Origin of the sequence: Streptomyces sp. NPDC058240 (assembly GCF_042882135.1) — a bacterium.
Classification (GTDB): Bacteria; Actinomycetota; Actinomycetes; order Streptomycetales; family Streptomycetaceae; genus Streptomyces.
Genome location: NZ_JBHVWT010000150.1, coordinates 1 through 1,681 on the forward strand (window position 1 = coordinate 1; position 1,681 = coordinate 1,681).

Below are 1,681 nucleotides of genomic sequence, written 5' to 3' on the forward strand. Positions count from 1 at the left end.
AGCCTGGATCCACCGGCTGTCCCGGGTCCTGTGGATAGAGAAATGAAGAGAGGTGCCTGCTGACCTGCGAAGATGGGAGTTACCACACCACCATCACGCACTATCAGCAAGGCACCTCGTAGATGAAAGTTTCCCACACCCCGGCGGCGGTCTCTGCTGCGTTCGATGACCGGAATCTGATCGCGTATGCGGGGCTGGTCCCGGTGATGCGGCTGGCCGAGCGGTGCGGTCTTTCGCGCCTCGTGGCCGAGAAGGTGAAGCTGCCCGGGGCGGGCAACGGCGCGGGTGCGGCGGCGGACGCCAAGGTCACCAGCATCGTGGGCGGTATGGCCGCAGGCGCGGACAGCATCGACGACCTTCACCTGCTGCGGCACGGTGCGATGCCGGCCGTGTTCGACGGTATCCGTGCCCCCTCCACACTGGGCACGTTCCTGCGCGTGTTCACCCACGGTCATGCTCTCCAACTTCACGCTGTGCACCGCAGGTTCCTCGGCGCGCTGGCCGCACACACGCCGCTGCTGCCGGGCGCCGGTGTGATGGCGTTCATCGACGTCGACTCCACTCATAAACGGGTTTACGGGCGGGCCAAGCAGGGCGCGGAGTACGGCCGGTTCAAGGGCATCCGCACTCTGCACCCGTTGCTCGCCACGATCTGCACCCCGCACTCCCGGCCGGTGATCGCCGCGGTCCGGATGCGCCGCGGCAAGGCAGCCGACGCCCGCGGCGCCCCGAAACTCGTGAGCGAGGCCCTGGCCACCGCCGTCGAGGCGGGCTGCACCGGCATGCGGATCCTGCGGGCGGACTCCCAGTTCTACAACGCCGGTGTGATCGCAGCCTGCCGCCGGGCCGGAGCCCGCTTCTCCATCACCACTGGTATGAACCCGTCCATCAAACGGGCCGTCCTCAGCATCCCCAACGATGCCTGGCAGAAGATCAGTTACCCGAACGCGGTGGAAGATCCAGACACCGGTGATCTCATCTCGGACGCCGAGGTCGCCGAGATACCCGCATACACCGCGTTCGCCAGCCGCAACAAGAGTGAACGCGTCACGGCCCGGCTGATCGTGCGCCGGGTCCGTGACCTGGCCAAACCCGCCGTCGTGGGAGAACAGGGCGAGCTGTTTCCCGTCTGGCGCTACCACCCCTTCTTCACCGACAACCCCGCCGGGACGCTCCAGGCCGAACGGGAACACCGCCACCACGCCGTGGTCGAGCAGGTCATTGCGGACAGCAAGGCCGGCGCTCTGGCCCACCTGCCCTCCGGGCACTTCCACGCCAACTCGGCCTGGCTCATCTTGTGGGCGATGGCTTATAACCTGCTGCGGGCCGTCGGAGCACACACCTCGACCTTCCACGCGAAGGCGACCACCGCCACGATCCGTGCCCACCTGGTCCACGTCCCGGCCCGGATCGCTCGCTCCGCACGGCGCATCACCCTGCACCTGCCCCACAACTGGCCCTGGCAGCAAGCCTGGACGCATATGTTCGCCATCACGCACGGCCCACCGGGACTGATCTGACACCCCTGTCCACCCCGCCCTCAAGGCCCGACCGGAACCGAACCCGTGGAAAAGCTGGGCAGACCAGCAGATACCACCTGCCCCAAACCGAGCACCGACCCGGCACGAGCTCAGAAAACCGTTAGAAGATCCTTTTCAATCCAAGGCGGTGGATTCAGGCT

At 66.8% G+C, this 1,681-nt stretch carries 1 protein-coding gene; it reads left to right on the plus strand.

Translation table 11 applies throughout. The features are described 5' to 3' along the window. Nucleotides 1-122 precede the first annotated feature (122 nt). Complete coding sequence (locus ACFVX4_RS42045; protein WP_389988792.1) at nt 123-1,520, plus strand: IS1380 family transposase; 1,398 nt, start codon at nt 123-125, stop codon at nt 1,518-1,520. Nucleotides 1,521-1,681 lie beyond the last annotated feature (161 nt).

Bases quoted from the DNA above. Each gene is read 5' to 3' on its own strand.
- ACFVX4_RS42045 (WP_389988792.1), top strand. From the start codon at position 123: ATGAAAGTTTCCCACACCCCGGCGGCGGTCTCTGCTGCGTTCGATGAC.